We start from the raw sequence: 14,904 nt of genomic DNA, 5'->3' as shown, positions 1-14,904 counted from the left end.
TAGAGTCGACTTCCCCGGACGGTCTCATACTTCTCGATCTCGCGGGGGTCGAGTATATCGACTCCACGGGAATCGGAGAGTTGGTCTCCGGCTTTATCAAAGCCCAGAAACAAGGGCAGCGCCTCGTTTTGGCGGGATTATCTCCCAAGGTCCGCGATATTATAAAGATTACCAATCTCCAAAGCGTCTTTGAAGTCTACGATAGCGTCGAAGCTGCGAAGAAGGCTCTTGTTACATCTTAAAAGAAGCGATTCCCCACCATCTCGTTCGCGAGTTCCATTCCAGGCCGCGTCGCACAAGACTTAGTTGCCCAGCTCAAAGGCGACGTCTACCGTCGTCGGGCCGTTTGACAAAGCCGGTTTAAAGACACACTGTTGGACCGCTTCGCGAGCCGATTGCACTAAGAGCGGGTGGCCGCTGACCAGCGCGATGTTCTGTGCATGGCCGTCAGGGCTGATCGTTACACTGAATCGAACCCTGCCGGAGATGCGGGCCTGCCGCGCTAATGGCGGGTAAATGGGGTCGACTTTGGTGACCAGGTTGGCTGCGATTACGTTTGCGCTAACCCGCAAGGGTTCGGTCGCCGAATCATTTACAGGGCCGAAGTTCATCACTCGAATACGCCCGGTTTGCGTGAATGACGGCACGCTCCCGGTTACACCGCGCGGAGTATCGCCCGCTTCCGCCCGCTTTTCGTCCAGCGATTTCTGCATCCACTGGTTCGCCTGTTCGATGTCCGCGCCGTATTGGTCTTTGGTGTCGTCGAGATCGGCCCGGTACCGGATCAACAGGTTCAAGTAAGCCATTGCATCCGAATACTTGGGGTCAATCTGCAGGGCGTGTTCGATGTTCTGTACGCCTTCGTCGAGGATCGGCAGCCAAGTCGTCCGGAGATTCGCGCGAATCTGGGCATCGCTAATCGGGCCCGGCTCGTCCAGGTGCTGGTGCGAATCGAGCCGGGCCTGACGATCAACCGGAAGCCACTTGGACCAAGCGATAACACCGAGCGTGTAATAGGCTTCTTTGTTGTCCGGATCGACCGCGATGACCTTCTTATTCCACTCGACGGCTTCGTCGAATTTCTTCTCGTTGTAAGAAAGCGCGGCGAGGGAGGAAAGGGCGGTTTTGTTCTCCGGCTGGAGCTCGAGCACCTTCTCGAACTGGGCAGTCGCGTCGGCGGCGAACTGTAGATTTGCAGCATCCTGCGCGCCAGGAATGTATTGCATGTCGAGCGCTGTACCGAGATAGAGATGCGCCTGGACGTTGGCGGGATCGGCATCCACGGCTTTGCGGAAGTTGTCCGCCGCCTCGGCGTAGCGCGCGGATTTGAACTCCTGCATGCCTTGGTTTAAGAAATCCCTACCACCTTGGGCCAGGCAAATCGGGGGAAGAAGTATGGCTATCAGAGAGATGACGGGCCGCATGTTAGGCCTCCGACTCATTAGACACCGCGCGAGGGCGATCGGGGCCCGAAAAAACAGCGAACGGTTACTCTGGCATCCAAACGGTCGCCGAGAACCCCAGACGCTCGATGGAAGTCTTACGCCGCATGTTCAGGTGAAGACTGCAGCGCCCGCTCGGGGCGCGCGTCTCCATCGATCACGCTCGGTTCGCGACAGGCCTTTGCGTAATCCGGTCCGGTCAAGTTGAAGCCTGGGGTGGTTGACCTGATTTTGATACACCGTCCCGCCCGCTGCCGGGCCTCCCAAACGCACCCTGTGCCAGTCGCTCGCGAATCCGTCTTCGCTCGAAAACTGGCACATGGGCGATACCGCAACGCTTCCCGGAAGGCCTACATCCGGGGATGCCGCCGCCGCTAATTAACCGGGGTTGCCACCCAACCGAACTCCGGGCCGGAACCCGAAGGTCTTAGCGAGAACCCAACCACTTGGCCGGCCTCGTTGATCCCATAGGCATACGTGTTTGTCGCCGTCGGCGGTGCGAACGAACTGAAAGTCGTTCCGTTCAGAACAAACCCCAGATTTCCGGCGCTCACCGAAGTCGAGTAATACCCCACAATTTCACCGGCGTCGTTGATACCCTGCACGCTAGTCTGATAAGCCCCCGGGTAATTGATCGTCGTCAGCTTACCCTTGTGGTACACGAATCCGCTAAAGGGATTCGAAGTCGACAAACGGTACGATCCAACAATCTCTCCCAGCTTGTTGATTCCGTTGACTTCGGTATCCTGGGCATTCGGATAGTCGAACGTCGTATAGGTTCCATTACTCAGAATAAAGCCCTGCTCTTCCGGCACTCCCGAAGGCACATAGAAATAGCCGAAGACATCTCCCGCCGCGTCTATTCCAGTTGGAAAGGTCGCGGATGAACCCGGGACCATCACTGTAGTCACCGTGCCCGAAGCATCCAGGATAAAGCCTCCCTCGGCCCCCGACTCGGTGTCTCCCACCAACGTCGTGGCGTTGGCCCCCCTAAGTAGCGTACCGGCTTTTCCCTCAAATTTAACCGTCTTGAAAGTGCCGGCGTCGTCGATGAAGCTTTCGAAGTTGAAAAAATTCGGTGAAAAGTAACCGATTGGTTGACCCGACGGTCCGAATGCCGTGGCCTGGGTCGTGACCGCGTCCGGTATCTCAATAGTCTCGAATGTAAAGCTCTGGGCCCAGGCTGCAGAGGCCGTCAGAAACGCGATGGTTGGAACGACGTTTAAGGCGTGCTTCAAAAAGTTCTCCCTTGGATTTTTTCTACAACAACCTCATTCTAGAAAGCCTCCAGGGGAGCCTTGCGAAGACCGTGTGAAAATCTTGTAAAATGCGCTGTAAGACTTCGCCGACCCCTATTCGTGTCGTTCTTAGCACCCTTCACGCTGGAGACGGTTGTGCTGCCGGTGACCCTGCTGGCGAGTCGCTTGGCGCCGGAGGTAAGGTTGTTGAAGATTGCGGCTATGCCGTTGGCGGCCCGCGTCCCTTGGTGATTTCACGCGGTCAAGCGTCGTCCTACCCGGATGAGGGTCAAGGGCATTTCACAGCTCGTCCCGTGCTCGGCGAGCGCAATGCGCGAATCAAGTGAAGCACGCCCTCGGCGAGCACTTTCCCATGCAGAGTCTGGCAAGCCTGGCAGCACTGAGCCGCGGAATCAGGCAACTGACAAGGGGACGAGTTCCTCGACGCCGATTGAATCCGTAGCAGGCGCATTCGCGCCACCCTTTCCGACAGCCCGCGACAAATTTCCCAGTTGCGTTTGGAACGCAACGACCTCATCCAGATCGAAATTGTTCTGCGCGACAAGGATCCATCCATAAGGGGTGGGCACGGCGGCGTTTTTCATAGTTATGTTTGCTCCTTGTCTACTTGTCGACAGCAACAAGGAAAATCTCTAGACTGTTTCGAATTTTTTTCGCAAGGGCCTCACTCGGGGGTCTCATACCGCACAAACGCAAATTTCCGGGAATCGGGCGACCACGAGTTCACATTCATGGTCCCTTGGCCGCCGAGGAACTGCATCAATACCTCCGGCTGGACGGCGGATAGGGTATCGCCGGGCATCGGGATGCGTCGAATCATCACATGCCGGTTAGGGGGATGTCCTTCGGTCCCTTTCGGGAATGAAAGGAAGACGATCCACTTGCCGTCGGGTGAGGGATGCGGAAACCAGTCCTCCCATTCGTCGCTGGTCACCCGCTCCGCGCGTTGGTCGTCCGGTCCTGCGCCGTCGGCCGGCATGCGCCAGATATCCCATGACCCGGACCGGTCCGAATTGAAGTAAATCCACTTGCCGTCCGGCGAATAATCCGGCCCGTCGTCGTATCCGGGGTTGGATGTGAGCCGCTCTTCCGCGCCGCCGGCCGTGGGCATCCGGTATAGATCGAAGTTCTTGTCGCGCTGGCTGACAAATGCCAGAAATTTCCCGTCGGGCGAGAACCCGTGGAAGTAACTGGGCGCCTCGGGCGTCATCAGGCGCGGGTTGGCGCCGTCGGCTCCCGCCAGATAGACCTGCGATCCTCCGGCCGGACCGCGGGCTGAAAGCGCGATGGTCTTCCCGTCGAGCGTGATTCCGTGGTCGTTATTGATGTTGCGGACCGCGCCCAGCTCGCTGCTTTCCAGCGCGATGCGTTCCAGCGCGGGTTTCGCGACGCTCAAGCGGAACAGATCGCCGCCGCCATTCACCATCAGATACGTTCCGTCAGGCGACCAGTTCGGCGCTTCCACGCGATGCGGGATGCGGGTGAGCACCTGGGCCGTGTTGGTTCGCAGATCGAAGATCGATACGACGCTGGTGATCTTCTCCCTCGGCTTCACGTCGATGGCCACTTTCGAAAACACGGCGGTCTGCAGATCGTTGGCATCATGCGAGCAAACGGCGAGGCCGATATACACTGGATCTTTCATCTCGACTGTCACCGGTCCGGAAGGCTGCATCGCGCCGGACGCGTCGGGCACATAGATGGTGAACTGATCGTTCTGGCGAACGATGCGGACCCGGGCCGGGGCTTTCACGGTCGAGCGATCCTCCAGCGTGGCCGCGCCCGCCGCGGTGCGGTACTGCAGCGAAGTCAAACCATCGCCGTGCCAGGCCACATCGGCATAAGCCGAACCCGGATCGAGGCTCTGCCGGATCATCAGCGCCGCTTTGCGATGCGCAACTTTGCCGGCGCCGATCCACTGCAAGTCGGCCGTCATCGTTACATTGCCTGACACGCGCTTCCATACAAAGTGGAAGGCGTCTTCGGCGCCCCAGATGTTCGCGCCGCCGCCGGTGACACTGTACGAACCGGCCGCGGCGTCGAACTCGGCCTTTCCCGGCATCGGATTCACGCCGATGTCAACCTGGTCAGTGAAGGCGCCGAGCGTTTGTGCGTTGGCTTGCGGAATCGACGTGATTGATGCAAACAGCAGGGCCAGAGGGAGCGATCTCATCACGTCCTGTTCTTATCACACCGCAAACGGCAGGTGTAAGGCGATGTGGCTCGCGACTGCGCCGGTACGCTGCTGAGCCGGTAGAGCCCACCGGTCGCTCACGCTTGCGGCTCATTTACATTCTCGCCGTATGCGGGTCCCACGATTGGCTCGCAAGGCGTCCCGTAAGCATGAGGATGATTAGAAGTCCGGCGGAAAGCGCGAAGGTCATTCTTACTCCCGCCGCTCGAGCGAGTACGCCACTTAACAGCAATCCCGCTACCTGGGCGGTAAACACTGTACTCATAACTGTCGAACCGACGCGTCCCATCATCGCGGCAGGGGTCTCTTGTTGGATTAGCGTCTGCGCAGGAATCAAGATAGCCGCGACTGAAGCGCCAATCATGAATGCTCCAAAGAATGCGGTCGGGAGGTAAGTTAGCCCGGCAAGTACAACTAATCCGCCGACGATTCCACCCAGCCCGAGATAGACCATCGTCCGGTTTCCCAGCCGGCCGCCCAAAGCTTGCAATCCATTCATTCCGAGCAGGATTCCAAGCCCGATTGTGGAGCTGACGAATCCGAAGGTGCGCGTCGATTCGTGAAGGCTCTCGCGCACATAGACCGCGATCAATGGCCCGAAGCAGCCCAGCGTGAACATGCCCGCGGCGAGCGCCAGAATTACAAAAAGCAGCCCGGCGTGGTGAACGATGAAGCTTAACCCTTCGCGCATATCGTGCGACACGCGCGCGAGGCCGACCTTGGAGCTTTCTTCCGCGTCCTTCCGCTCGGGTTGCATCACTGAAGCACTCAGGATGAAACAGGCTGAAGCTACGAAGGTAGCCGCATCCGCGATGTAGCACGATTGCGGCCCAAACTGAGCAACGATGAGCGCAGCCAGACTGGGCCCCGCAATCCGCATCAGAAACATGACCTGCTGCATTAAGGTGTTGGCCGCGCGGAGTCCATGCAACGGGACCATGATCCGGATGGAAACGCCTTGAGCGGGCGCAAAGAAGCTGGATACAACGCTGATGGCTGCGAGAACTATATAGAAGTGCCAGGGTTGCGTGGCGAGCAGCAATCCGAGGCATAGGAGGGCGCGGGTTAAGTCACTTGCCACCAGCGTGGGCTTGACCGGCCAGCGGTCCACAAACACTCCGGCGATCAAGCCGAGAAGGGCGATGGGCGCCATGTAACTGATCTGGACCCAGGTAAGTTGCACGGCGGTCGCGTGCATCTTGAATCCCATCACTCCGAGAACCGCATAGAGCGCGAGGAAGTCTCCGAGCACAGAGATGATCTGCGCGTACCAGATGCGGCGCATCGAGCTGATTCCCAGCACCTGGCGCATGGTCATTTGCGGGGGCGCCGGGTTGTCGATCGGAGCGTGGGGGCTGGATGCGCTCATTGGAGAAAGTCAATCCGTATCTAATTCTATTGGTTAGTTAGCGCGAGATTCGTCGTAAGTCGTCGAACAGCCCAATAGTAACCGCTCCGTTGCCGTCGCGGCTCAGTAACGTACTGAGCCGCGCGTAGATTCTAAGTCGCCTTGCCGGCTGCGGCGAAATCTTCCAGTAACTCGGCCGCATAGTCTGCTCCCCGATAACTTCCGAAAGCTTCCGCCAGGCGAGTTACACCGGCTTTATACGACGGATCGCCGAGAATGCGTTCGACTGCCGCGCGTATGGAACGCGGCGTCAACTTATTCGGCATGATGCGGATCCCCGCGCCGCTTTCCACGATGCGCTGGGCGATTTCGGGTTTGTCCCACTCGGTCGGGATCAGGATCATCGGGACCCGTGCATCGATCGCCGCGAGCACCGTACCGGCGCCGCCCGTGGTGATGATGACGTCGGTCTTGGGCAGCAGGTCGCTGTGGGCAATCCATCGGGTCAGGTGAAGATTTGGGGCGCTGGCGCCGAGGTTGATCGTCTCGGGATCGCGGGCGCCGCCGCTGGTCATAATCACTTCCATGTTCAGGCCGGCTAAGCCCTGAGCGGTTGCGCGAAGCACTAACGGCTCGCCGACATGGACGGTCCCTTCGGTGGCATGTACCCAGGGACGCGCGCGGCCGAGCGTGTGCAGCCATTCGGGAGACACGACATTGGAGGGCTTGTTCCAGAGGTACGGACCGACATAGCGGACCGACGGCGGCAGGTCGTGGCGATCGTAGTCGAACTCGGGCGTACTGGGCATCAGGTAGAGCTTCACGGTCCCGAGATGCTTGAGCGCCGTGGTGGTGATGGGGCCCAGACCATACTGCGCGCGGATTTCGTTGAGGCGCTTGCGAAACGGCCCGGTAATGAAGCCTTGACCGAATGTTACGGCGTTGGCAAGCAGCTTCGTTGCGAATGTCCGGGGCTTCGGGAGGCCCAGGCCGAAAGGCGGAACATCCGGGCCGGGAATCATGCAGCAGGCGCCGCACGATGTGATCGCGACGGGCAACCGGCCCTGCTCCCCGAGGATGAAGGTGGCGCCCCACATCGTCTGATCGGACGTGATGGCGTCGGGCTTCCACTCCCCAACGATCTTTTCAAGGTCGGCCATCTGCCCCGGAATCGTTTCCAGCATCCAGTCCTTCAGCAGCTTGGCGAATCCTAAGCCGCCGGTGGGCGCGGAGGAATTGCGATCGGCGCCGAAGAGGACGCGGTTCACGTAGTCTTCGTCTACATGCTCGAACGGAAACAGGCGGTACCCTTCGCTGGCAAGCACGGGCGCGGCTTCCCGGCCGGTATAGAAGGCGACCTCGTGGCCGCGCGCCCTCAAAGCGTTCGCGATCGCGATCTGCGGGTACAAGTGCCCAGGCGGATGCCAGGTGGTGATCAGGAAACGAATGGCCGCAGTACCTAAAGTTCTTGCGGTTCGGCGCGCAGCTCTTCCACGGGAGTGCGCAGGAATTTGAGAGTCGTCTCGGTCAGCAGCTCGGGCATTTCGAGCGGTCCGAAATGCTCACCGCCCGGCAGCAGAATCGAGTGGCAATTCGGGAGGCGCTTCTTGATCGGCTCCCACGAGGGAAGGAAATGGCTCAAATCGCCGTAAACGAGCTCGATGGGCGTCTCGATGCGCGCCAACGCATCCATGGTCAGTTCATCAGCGGTTTCGTAGTCTTCGATCAGCGAAGTCTCGCGTAGCAACTTTAGCAGCGGCTCGCGATTGCGGGGCAGCCCTCGCGCCGGGCCGTAGAATTTCGGCGTCTCGAGGCTCAACTGCAGCAGATATCCGACGTCCGCCCGCTTGTCTTCGGGGACCTGGATCCCGCACTCCTCCAGTTTGTCGACCCAGGCTTTCCAGCCCACCCAATTCGGATCCTTACGCTGCTCGACCAGCGCCGCTAAACCCGGTTCGAGAGCCAGGATTTTATCGACACGATCGGGATGTTTCAATGCGAAATAGAGGCAGATATCCGCGCCGTAACTGTGGCCCATCAGGGTACATTTGTTGATCTTCAGTGCGTCGAGCAGTCCGAGCAGATCCTCTGCCATGTTCTTCGCGGTGTAGCCGGTGGGCGTCACCTGGCTGTAGCCATGACCGCGCAGATCATAGGTGAGGACTCTGAATTCCTTCCGAAGCACCGGCATCATGTAGAGGTGCCACACGGCTAGGTTGCCCAGAAAGCCGTGCAGGAGCACGACGTCGGGGCCTTCGCCGGCCTGGATGTAATGGAGTTGAATGCCGTTCGCTTCGATTTTGGGCATAGGCTGGGATTCTTATTCGATATAACCGAGTTCGCGCAACCGTTCCATAACGACGCGCTCGTCTTCTTCGCTCATCTCCGAAGTTTCGGTTTCGGCTGCCTGGTCCGTCTGCTGCTCTTCGCCGGGATCGGCGGCTTTGGTAATCGGTTTGTTCTCCATAATTCCCTTCTCGAAAATTTCTTCTGGAACTCTGCCTTCGAAACTCTTATAGATCGGCAGGCCCAAACTATAAAGTATGGTGGGCGCCACATCGAGGATCGATAGCTCGCCCGCGTCGAAACCCTTGCGGATGCCCGGGCCGCTGGCGCCGAAAATGCCGACGGGACGGTGCGCCCCGCTGACCATCGGGCGGCGCGACACGATCTCTTCGCGGGGCAGGATCGAGATGAGTCCGCCATCGCGCATTTCCAGGGTAATGTCGGGACCGAGGCTTCCGACCGGTCCCGGAAAGATCTGTTCGCGCGTGTACGCATTCAATACCACGCGCTCCCCATCCTCGGGCGATCGCACTTCGCGGATTTCCTCCACGAGCCGGTCACGAAATGCCTGATATTCCGATTCCGGAACGCCCGAACCCACACCGTTCTTGTTGATCGCGATGTTGATGCCGTTCGACGTTGGCGTGGTGGCAAACGCGCGGGTTTGATTCCAATCCAGCATCCAGGTGTGCCGCGCGACTTGACCCACGCCGAGAAGCGCGGTCTGCGGTTCCTGATGCGCCGCGTCGGACCACGCGAGGTAGCCCTTCTTGGCCAGCCAGGCGTTGACGTGGAAGACTTCGTAAGTCGGCCCGAATCCGTGATCGGAGGCCAGGAAAACCGTGGCTTCCGGTCCGGCCAGTGTGACGAGCTGTTCGAAGATCCAGTCGAGCTGCCGGTAGTAATTCAGGCAGAGATCGCGCACCTGAAATTCCCAGTCTTCCTTCAGCGGCTCGGCATCCTGCGGGCGGATGAAGCGCCAGCAGAGGTGCTGCATCTTGTCGACGCCGTCGAACATGATCGCGGTCAGGTCGCAGGGGTCCGTCTGGGCGACGTATTTATAGATCTCGAGCCAGTTGCGTTCGCGCCGCGTGTGAAATTCGATCCAGGGGCCGTATTCCTCGCGGGTGCCGACGCCCTCGGTCGATTTCTCCTCGAGCTTGATGTCCATGCCCAGCTCGCGCAAGGTCACGTCGGGAAGCGCTTTGAGGCGTTCGAACAGGTCCTTCGGCCAGCACGCGAGGCGCATCTGCCGCCACGGCACCCAGCCGGGGACGATGTAGCCATCCACATGCGGCGCGGGGTACATCGACGGGAAATTCATCGCCGCGACTTTTTTGCCGCTCTTGGACGTGATTCCCCAGATGGTGTCGGTCTGGATATCGCTCGACGTGAAGAACCGAATGTGTTTACTGTGTTCACCTTCGAAACGGAAAAAATCGAAGACGCCGTGGTAGCCGGGGGTGCGGCCGGTCATCAGGCTGGTCCAGGCGGGCGGCGTGAGGGCGGGAACGATGGTGCGCAGGTTGGCTCGCGTTCCCCGGTCAAGAAAACTCTTCAGGAACGGCATGACGCCCTGATCCATCAGATCATTGAGGATCGTGAAGGTGGCGCCATCCCAGCCGACCAGTAGCGTTTTGATGCTCATGGCTTGCGCTCCGCCGCAGCCGGCTCCGCGTCCCCGGCCATCTGGACAGCGATGAAATCGATCAGTTCCCGGACAGGGACGTCTTTCTCCCCGCGCTCCCCGACGCCCGCGAGGAATTCCGCGAAGGGCATTTGTCTCTCGTAATGCTCTTGCATCCCGGTTCCTAGAACGACCAGATCGAGAGAATCGAGGCCCATTTGGCTAAAAAGCAAGGTGTCTTCCGTGATCGGCTCAGAGTAATCCCAGTCCTCCGACAATTCGGATAGCGATTTCAACACGTAGTCCAGAATCTCCTGGCGGCTTTGGCTCATTCCAGTTCCTAAATGTGCGAGTTTCCGGTCACGGGGAAGTCAGACCGGCCCCCGACGGACAGAGTTCGACGTGGGAACTCAAAACCTGGCGGTGCACAGGGGCGGGGTACCTTCCAGCCTAACATTTCGGCTCGACACAAAAGTACCTTTTCATCCCGCTGTCATTGAAAAAGGCCACAACTCTAATCTCTATCAAAACGCTAATCTTATGCTGTGGGCGGGAGTCTGTCAACCGGTACCGCGCGGCGGAACCAGAGCGCCGTTTTCTGCTAAGCTAGGTTGCTCAGCCTGGCCGACAGCGTTCGTCTTCAATCACGCAAAACCATAGCCCGGCACAATCACTCACCTGAATGTCCAATCGGCCCAATATTATTGTGATCAGCGCGGACTCTCTGCGCGCCAACCATCTCGGTTGCTACGGGTATCCGCTCGCGACCAGCCCGGAAATCGACAAAATGGCGTCGAACGGCGTACTCGCGGAGCAGATGTTTTGCCCCGTGATTCCGACCCAGCCGTCGCACACCACCCTTTTCACCGGCCAAAGCCCGCTACGACACGGAGTGGTGGCGCACGGCGGCAAGGCGAAACTGCCGCGGACGTCGCCGTTTCTGCCGGAGGTCCTGCACGATGAGGGCTATCTGACCTGCGCGGTCGACACGCTGTTCCGCGAGCGCATGTGGTTTGCACGCGGCTACGAGCACATCATCGACCCCAGCATCAATCACGTTTTCTACGCGAACGTGACCCAGGAAGAACTGAACGACCGGGCCATCCGCTGGATTCGAAACTTCGCCGCGGACGATCCGTTTTTCGTGTTCATTCACTATTGGGACGCGCATTACCCGTACGTGCCGCCGAAGAAGTACCGGGAGGCGTTCTATCCGGGCGGGACACCGGTCGATCCGACCAACCACGCGCTCGACGAATGGTGGACGCACCCCATCGGGACGATGGCGCGCGATACGTGGCTGCGGACCAAGAAGGGTTTGATCACCGATCCGAATTATGTGACCGGGCTCTATGACGGCGAGGTGAAGTATCTGGACGACGGGATCGGGCATCTGATCTCCTCGCTGGCCGAGATGGGGCAGCTTGAAAACACGATGATCGTGTTCATGGCCGACCACGGCGAGAGCATGACCGACCACCACATCTACTACGACCATTACGGGCTTTACGACTGCACGATTCGCGTGCCGTTCATCGTTCACTGGCCGGCGGGAAATCTGAAGGCGGGGCAGCGGCTCGGTCCGGTGCGGCAGTCGTTCGATGTGGCGCCGAGCATTCTGGAAGCATGCGGCATCGACATTCCGGAAGAGATGGATGGCCGCAGCTTCTACCGCGAATGGACGGGTGAAGCTGAACCTTCCGGATATGAAAGCTTCGTGACGCTGGAATCGACCTGGCAGGCGAAGTATGCGCTGCGGACCGCGTCGCACAAGTTCATCATTTCCCGGGAGCCGGATGTTCTGGGCAATCCGGATCGCGAGCTCTACGATCTGCAGGCGGATCCGGAAGAGTTGACCAATCTCGCTCTGTCGGAACCGCAGGTCGCAGCCGAGTTGGAGAATCAGCTGGAAACCTGGATTCGGGAAAAGCTGCATAGCGTGGGCAAGACCCTCGACCCCGTGGTTCAGGAAGGCGCGGTGAATTATTCTTTATGGAAGGGCGTCAAAGCGACCGCTTAGGCGCATCGCTCACTCAATATGCCTGATCTTGAAGCAATCACGAGAGACTACCTGGCGGCCTTCGACGCGCGCGACATGGACCGCTGCCTTAGCTTTTTCAACGAAGACGCCACGATCGATTTCCAGAACGTGGAGTATGAAGGAACGGAATCGATTCGCGAATGGCACGATGAACGATTCAAGGCGAACCTGCGGCTCAATAAGATTGAGAACGTGAAGGTGAAGGGGAACACGGTTAGTGTCGATGCCGTGGCGAGCTCCGACCGGCTGAGCGCCTGGAAGATCGGGTCGCTGAAGAGCCGCATTGAAGCTAAGTTCGAAGGCGACAAGATACAGGAAGCTAAGTTGAGCGCCCGCATCACGAGTATGTTCAATTTGATTCGCGCCGGCGAATAGACGCAGTTGCTGTCGGGTGCTCAGAAGATCGGGTTGGGCGCCGCTTCGATTTTCTTTGTTGCCGCCGGTACCTTGCATTTTGCGGCGCCTGGCGTCTATCTAAAGATCATGCCGCCGTATGTTCCGTGGCCGCGACCGATGGTATCTCTGAGTGGCGCCGCGGAGATCGCCGGTGGATTGGGCCTGCTAATTCCGCGGTTGCGGCGTGCCGCAGGTTGGGGATTAGTGGCTTTATTAGTTGCCGTATTCCCCGCGAATGTATATATGGCGGAGTACAATATACAGGCGGCTGGGCATAGGATTCCACAACTTTGGTTGTGGATGCGGCTGCCGTTGCAAGTTCTGTTGATAGGGTGGGTACTCCGGTGTACAAATGAAGATCGTTCGGGCCGCTGAATTCGTTCTCGCATTGGCGTCTGTCGCCGCGGCACAGACGGCTACCCTCCACACAACGAACGCAACCGATGTCAAAAAACAGCTTGACGCGATCTTTGCTCCGTACAACCGATCTGCCGGCCCGGGCTGCGCGGTCGGAGTTAGGGCGAACGGGATCGATCCGTTGACCGGCGCATACGGAAGCGCCGACCTGGAGCACAACGTCCCGAACACTCCGGAAACAGTGTTTGAAGCGGGGTCCGTAACGAAGCAGTTCACTGCCGCAGCGGTTCTGCTGCTCGCGCAACGCGGCAAGCTTTCGTTAGACGACGATATCCGCCGCTACTTCCCCGAGCTGCCGGACTATGGTTCGCCGATCCGAATCAGCGATCTGCTCTACCATACAAGCGGGCTGCGTGACTGGGGGGAGATCGAGGCGATCGCGGGCTGGCCGCGGGGAACGCGAGTCTATACGCACGCGCATGTGCTGGATATTCTAAGTCGCCAGCGCGCGCTCAATTATCCGGTAGGGACCGCGTGGTCCTACACCAATAGCGGGTACAACTTAGCGGCAATGTTGGTGGAGAAAGTCAGCGGGAAGACTATAAATGAGTTCACGCGCGCCGAGTTCTTCCTGCCTTTGGGTATGAACTCTACGCAATGGCGCGATGAGTTTCGCCGCGTCGTGCCCAACCGCGCGATCGCCTATAGCCGCGGCCCGGGCGGGTTCCTGATGGACATGCCCTTTGAAGATATCTACGGCAACGGGGGCCTGCTCACGACGGTCGGCGATCTTCTCAAGTGGAATCGGAATCAGGAAGACGGTAAGATCGGCGGCCGCGCGCTCATCGAAGCCCAGCAGAAACAGGCCGCGTTGCGCGACGGCAAACCACTTGGCTACGCTGCCGGTCTATTCATAGGAACGTGGAGGGGGCGTAAGGAGATGAGTCACTCGGGCGCCACGGCCGGATACCGCGCATGGCTCGCGCGCGTGCCGGAGGAACGCCTATCCGTCGCTGTGTTGTGCAACGATGCATCGGCCAACACGACCCGATTGGGGCACTCGGTCGCGGCGCTCTTTGTAGACCCCGATCGCGATACTTCCGACACTTTGTCGGTTCCGCCGGTGGACGCGAAGACGCGCGCCGGGCTCTATCGCAGCGTTCGCGACCATACGACGATCTCGATCGAAGAGCGCGATGGGCAGCTACGTATCGGCCACACGCTGGTGCTCGAACCGCTTCCCCGCGGCTTATTCAAGGCTGGAGACGCCACGGTCTCGTTTGAAGCAGACTCTACCGGCAAAGTCGAACGAATGGCGATGTCTAATCCGGTGTATGGCCGCGACGTTTGGGAAAAGGTCGATCCTGAGCATCCTTCTGCCGCGCAACTGCAGGGGTTGACGGGAGACTACACGAGCGGCGAAGCGGAAGTCACGTTTCAAATCAAGCTGGAAAATGGCGCGCTCGTGTTGCATCGCAGGCCGGCTGCCGCAATGTCACTCCGCCCGACATATAGGGACGCTTTTGAGTGCGACCTCGGTGCGGTTCGGTTTTTGCGGGATGCCTCGGGAACAGTCACGGGCTTGAGCGTCGGCGAAGGCCGCGTCTGGGACCTACGGTTCACGCATACAAACTGACTTACCCGGTTCGGCCGCATATCTTTCGGACGATATCTTTCGGCCAATCGAACCCGGATACCCGCTCTATCAGCCCGTGGTAGAAGTCTCAAAACACCGCTTGCTTGCGCGCGCGGCTGAGTAGGATCAATCAGTTACAGAGCCGCGACCGTGAGGAAGCGGGTTTCACCACGGGCTGCTAGTACTACTGGGTCATAAAAGAACATTCTGCTGTAGAATTGTTTGGTGGGATCACGCCTCTCCGCGCCAGGCCCACAAGAGAGACGCTTCGCGGCATATATGGAGGGCCTGGCGATGGCCGCGGGGCACCAAGACAGG

Annotated in this window: 14 protein-coding genes; 5 read left to right on the top strand and 9 right to left on the bottom strand. The window is 59.3% G+C overall.

The genetic code is table 11. The features are described from left to right. A partial coding sequence (locus H1Y01_RS12775) for an STAS domain-containing protein (protein ID WP_180540902.1) occupies nucleotides 1-242 on the top strand: 242 nt, incomplete at its 5' end. Between the two features lie 60 nt (nucleotides 243-302). Here H1Y01_RS12775 and H1Y01_RS12770 read toward each other — a convergent pair. From H1Y01_RS12770 to H1Y01_RS12730, 9 genes are all read right to left on the bottom strand, one after another. After that, a complete protein-coding gene (locus H1Y01_RS12770; protein ID WP_219341508.1) occupies nucleotides 303-1,340 on the bottom strand; it encodes an energy transducer TonB in 1,038 nt (345 codons plus the stop codon). 476 nt (nucleotides 1,341-1,816) lie between these two features. Then, a complete protein-coding gene (locus H1Y01_RS12765; protein ID WP_180540900.1) occupies nucleotides 1,817-2,680 on the bottom strand; it encodes a hypothetical protein in 864 nt (287 codons plus the stop codon). 413 nt (nucleotides 2,681-3,093) lie between these two features. Next, complete coding sequence (locus tag H1Y01_RS12760) at nucleotides 3,094-3,285, bottom strand: hypothetical protein (protein ID WP_180540899.1); 192 nt, start codon at nucleotides 3,283-3,285, stop codon at nucleotides 3,094-3,096. Between the two features lie 80 nt (nucleotides 3,286-3,365). Beyond that, nucleotides 3,366-4,874, bottom strand: coding sequence for a TolB family protein (locus H1Y01_RS12755; RefSeq protein WP_180540898.1), 1,509 nt, complete (start codon nucleotides 4,872-4,874; stop codon nucleotides 3,366-3,368). 115 nt (nucleotides 4,875-4,989) lie between these two features. After that, nucleotides 4,990-6,264 carry an MFS transporter gene (locus H1Y01_RS12750; RefSeq protein ID WP_180540897.1) on the bottom strand — a complete coding sequence of 425 codons (1,275 nt, stop codon included), beginning with the start codon at nucleotides 6,262-6,264 and terminating at the stop codon, nucleotides 4,990-4,992. Between the two features lie 131 nt (nucleotides 6,265-6,395). Next, on the bottom strand, nucleotides 6,396-7,652 hold the full coding sequence (locus H1Y01_RS12745) for a glycosyltransferase (RefSeq protein ID WP_180540896.1): 1,257 nt from the start codon (nucleotides 7,650-7,652) through the stop codon (nucleotides 6,396-6,398). A gap of 50 nt (nucleotides 7,653-7,702) precedes the next feature. Next, nucleotides 7,703-8,551 (bottom strand): alpha/beta fold hydrolase, encoded by an 849-nt coding sequence (locus tag H1Y01_RS12740; RefSeq protein WP_180540895.1) that lies wholly within the window; start codon nucleotides 8,549-8,551, stop codon nucleotides 7,703-7,705. Between the two features lie 12 nt (nucleotides 8,552-8,563). Beyond that, nucleotides 8,564-10,177 (bottom strand): alkaline phosphatase family protein, encoded by a 1,614-nt coding sequence (locus H1Y01_RS12735; protein ID WP_180540894.1) that lies wholly within the window; start codon nucleotides 10,175-10,177, stop codon nucleotides 8,564-8,566. Next, nucleotides 10,174-10,488, bottom strand: coding sequence for an acyl carrier protein (locus tag H1Y01_RS12730; protein ID WP_180540893.1), 315 nt, complete (start codon nucleotides 10,486-10,488; stop codon nucleotides 10,174-10,176). Before H1Y01_RS12730 ends, H1Y01_RS12735 begins: the two co-directional genes overlap by 4 nt. 350 nt (nucleotides 10,489-10,838) lie before the next feature. On the opposite strand from H1Y01_RS12730, the gene H1Y01_RS12725 reads away from it, so the two are divergent. The 4 genes from H1Y01_RS12725 to H1Y01_RS12710 are packed head-to-tail and all read left to right on the top strand — an operon-like array spanning nucleotide 10,839 to nucleotide 14,586. Beyond that, the gene (locus H1Y01_RS12725) at nucleotides 10,839-12,176 is read left to right on the top strand and encodes a sulfatase family protein (protein ID WP_180540892.1); all 1,338 of its coding nucleotides are present in this window, start codon (nucleotides 10,839-10,841) and stop codon (nucleotides 12,174-12,176) included. A gap of 18 nt (nucleotides 12,177-12,194) precedes the next feature. Beyond that, nucleotides 12,195-12,572 (top strand): nuclear transport factor 2 family protein, encoded by a 378-nt coding sequence (locus H1Y01_RS12720; protein WP_180540891.1) that lies wholly within the window; start codon nucleotides 12,195-12,197, stop codon nucleotides 12,570-12,572. A 6-nt stretch (nucleotides 12,573-12,578) separates the two neighbouring features. Next, complete coding sequence (locus H1Y01_RS12715) at nucleotides 12,579-12,968, top strand: DoxX family protein (protein WP_219341507.1); 390 nt, start codon at nucleotides 12,579-12,581, stop codon at nucleotides 12,966-12,968. Then, a complete protein-coding gene (locus H1Y01_RS12710) occupies nucleotides 12,946-14,586 on the top strand; it encodes a serine hydrolase domain-containing protein (RefSeq protein WP_180540890.1) in 1,641 nt (546 codons plus the stop codon). The genes H1Y01_RS12715 and H1Y01_RS12710 overlap by 23 nt, the downstream gene beginning before the upstream one ends. The last annotated feature ends 318 nt before the right edge of the window (nucleotides 14,587-14,904 follow it).

Origin of the sequence: Nevskia soli (genome assembly GCF_903970205.1) — a bacterium.
Taxonomy (GTDB): domain Bacteria; phylum Acidobacteriota; class Terriglobia; order Bryobacterales; family Bryobacteraceae; genus Bog-113.
Note: the sequence above shows the minus strand (reverse complement) of the source record. Positions and strands in the feature narration are given on the sequence as shown.

Bases quoted from the DNA above. Each gene is read 5' to 3' on its own strand.
- H1Y01_RS12770 (WP_219341508.1), bottom strand. From the start codon at position 1,340: ATGCAGGAGTTCAAATCCGCGCGCTACGCCGAGGCGGCGGACAACTTC.
- H1Y01_RS12760 (WP_180540899.1), bottom strand. From the start codon at position 3,285: ATGAAAAACGCCGCCGTGCCCACCCCTTATGGATGGATCCTTGTCGCG.
- H1Y01_RS12755 (WP_180540898.1), bottom strand. From the start codon at position 4,874: ATGAGATCGCTCCCTCTGGCCCTGCTGTTTGCATCAATCACGTCGATT.
- H1Y01_RS12750 (WP_180540897.1), bottom strand. From the start codon at position 6,264: ATGAGCGCATCCAGCCCCCACGCTCCGATCGACAACCCGGCGCCCCCG.
- H1Y01_RS12740 (WP_180540895.1), bottom strand. From the start codon at position 8,551: ATGCCCAAAATCGAAGCGAACGGCATTCAACTCCATTACATCCAGGCC.
- H1Y01_RS12735 (WP_180540894.1), bottom strand. From the start codon at position 10,177: ATGAGCATCAAAACGCTACTGGTCGGCTGGGATGGCGCCACCTTCACG.
- H1Y01_RS12730 (WP_180540893.1), bottom strand. From the start codon at position 10,488: ATGAGCCAAAGCCGCCAGGAGATTCTGGACTACGTGTTGAAATCGCTA.
- H1Y01_RS12725 (WP_180540892.1), top strand. From the start codon at position 10,839: ATGTCCAATCGGCCCAATATTATTGTGATCAGCGCGGACTCTCTGCGC.
- H1Y01_RS12720 (WP_180540891.1), top strand. From the start codon at position 12,195: ATGCCTGATCTTGAAGCAATCACGAGAGACTACCTGGCGGCCTTCGAC.
- H1Y01_RS12710 (WP_180540890.1), top strand. From the start codon at position 12,946: ATGAAGATCGTTCGGGCCGCTGAATTCGTTCTCGCATTGGCGTCTGTC.